We start from the raw sequence: 2,606 nt of genomic DNA, 5'->3' as shown, positions 1-2,606 counted from the left end.
CGATTAAGCCAATCGGGCTATTAGTAAGGCTAAGCTTCATGCATTGCTGCACTTCCACACGCCTCCTATCAACGTGGTCGTCTTCCACGGCCCTGATAGGGAATACTCGTTTTCAGGTTGGTTTCCCGCTTAGATGCCTTCAGCGGTTATCCATTCCATATATAGCTACCCTGCTATGCCGTTGGCACGACAACAGGTCCACCAGAGATATGTCCATCCCGGTCCTCTCGTACTAGGGACAGATCCTGTCAATATTCCTACACCCACGGCAGATAGGGACCGAACTGTCTCACGACGTTCTGAACCCAGCTCACGTACCGCTTTAATTGGCGAACAGCCAAACCCTTGGGACCTGCTCCAGCCCCAGGATGCGATGAGCCGACATCGAGGTGCCAAACAACCCCGTCGATATGGACTCTTGGGGGTCATCAGCCTGTTATCCCCGGCGTACCTTTTATCCGTTGAGCGATGGCCCTTCCACGCGGGACCACCGGATCACTATGACCGACTTTCGTCTCTGCTCGACTTGTCAGTCTCGCAGTCAGGCGGGCTTATGCCATTGCACTCGACGACCGATTTCCGACCGGTCTGAGCCCACCATCGCGCGCCTCCGTTACTCTTTCGGAGGCGACCGCCCCAGTCAAACTACCCACCATACACTGTCCCGGATCCGGATGACGGACCGCGGTTAGACATCCATGACGATAAGGGTGGTATTTCAAGGATGGCTCCACGAAGACTGGCGTCCCCGCTTCAAAGCCTACCACCTATCCTACACATGCCGACACGAATGCCAGTGTAAAGCTATAGTAAAGGTGCACGGGGTCTTTCCGTCTAACCGCAGGAACCCCGCATCTTCACGGGGAATTCAATTTCACTGAGTCTATGCTGGAGACAGCGGGGAAGTCGTTACGCCATTCGTGCAGGTCGGAACTTACCCGACAAGGAATTTCGCTACCTTAGGACCGTTATAGTTACGGCCGCCGTTTACTGGGGCTTCGATTCAGAGCTTGCACCCCTCCTCTTAACCTTCCAGCACCGGGCAGGCGTCAGACCCTATACGTCGTCTTTCGACTTCGCAGAGCCCTGTGTTTTTGATAAACAGTCGCTACCCCCTGGTCTGTGCCACCCCAATAGAGTTGCCTCAATTGGGGTCACGCTTCTTCCGAAGTTACGCGTGCAATTTGCCGAGTTCCTTCAGCATAGTTCTCTCAAGCGCCTTGGTATACTCTACCTGACCACCTGTGTCGGTTTCGGGTACGGTCTATAATGGTGGAGCTATTTCCTGGAACCTCTTCCCTGCAAGATCAATCCAATAAGACCTTACAAGCTACGAGATCCGTCACTACCACCAGGCCCACGAATATTAACGTGGTTTCCATCACCTACGCATTTCTGCCTCGGCTTAGGGGCCGGCTAACCCTGCTCAGATTAACTTTAAGCAGGAACCCTTGGTCTTTCGGCGAGAGGGTCTCTCACCCTCTTTATCGTTACTCATGTCAACATTCGCACTTCCGATATCTCCAGAGGTCCTCACGGATCCTCCTTCACAGACTTACGGAACGCTCCGCTACCACGTGCACAAGTGCACATCCTCAGCTTCGGTGCATGGCTTTAGCCCCGTTACATTTTCGGCGCAAAGACCCTTATTTAGACCAGTGAGCTGTTACGCTTTCTTTAAATGATGGCTGCTTCTAAGCCAACATCCTGGTTGTTTTGGGATCCTCACATCCTTTCCCACTTAGCCATGACTTGGGGACCTTAGCTGGAGGTCAGGGTTGTTGCCCTTTTCACGACGGACGTTAGCACCCGCCGTGTGTCTGCCGACTAGTACTCCTCGGTATTCGGAGTTTGGTTAGGATCAGTAAGACGGTGAGTCCCCATAGCCCATCCAGTGCTCTACCCCCGAGGGTATTCGGTCGACGCTCTACCTAAATAGATTTCGCGGAGAACCAGCTATCTCCGAGTTTGATTGGCCTTTCACCCCTAGCCACAAGTCATCCCAATCTATTGCAACAGATGCGGGTTCGGCCCTCCAGTTGGTGTTACCCAACCTTCAGCCTGCTCATGGCTAGATCACTCGGTTTCGGGTCTAATGCAACTAACTGAACGCCCTGTTCAGACTCGCTTTCGCTGCGCCTACACCTACCGGCTTAAGCTTGCTAGTTACACTAAGTCGTTGACCCATTATACAAAAGGTACGCCGTCAGGCTTGCGCCCTCCGACTGCTTGTAGGCATCCGGTTTCAGGTTCTATTTCACTCCCCTTGTCGGGGTGCTTTTCACCTTTCCCTCACGGTACTTGTTCGCTATCGGTCATGCACGAGTACTTAGGCTTGGAGAGTGGTCTCCCCATGTTCAGACAGGATTTCACGTGTCCCGCCCTACTCAAGGACAATGTCTGTTCTACGCTTACGGGACTATCACCCACTATAGTCAGGCTTTCCAACCTGTTCAGCTTTATTCAACATTGCCACTGGCCTGGTCCGCGTTCGCTCGCCACTACTTGCGGAGTCTCGGTTGATGTCCTTTCCTTCAGGTACTTAGATGTTTCAGTTCCCTGAGTTCGCTTCTTACACCCTATGTATTCAGGTGTAGATACCTTAT

The 2,606-nt window shown here is 52.8% G+C and carries 1 rRNA gene; it reads right to left on the bottom strand.

Annotated elements, in window-relative coordinates:
* A 23S ribosomal RNA gene (locus ACRQ1B_RS29090) occupies nucleotides 1-2,606 on the bottom strand; the annotation flags it as partial.

The organism is Endobacterium panacihumi, from assembly GCF_050847465.1.
Taxonomy (GTDB): domain Bacteria; phylum Pseudomonadota; class Alphaproteobacteria; order Rhizobiales; family Rhizobiaceae; genus Neorhizobium; species Neorhizobium panacihumi.
Note: the sequence above shows the minus strand (reverse complement) of the source record. Positions and strands in the feature narration are given on the sequence as shown.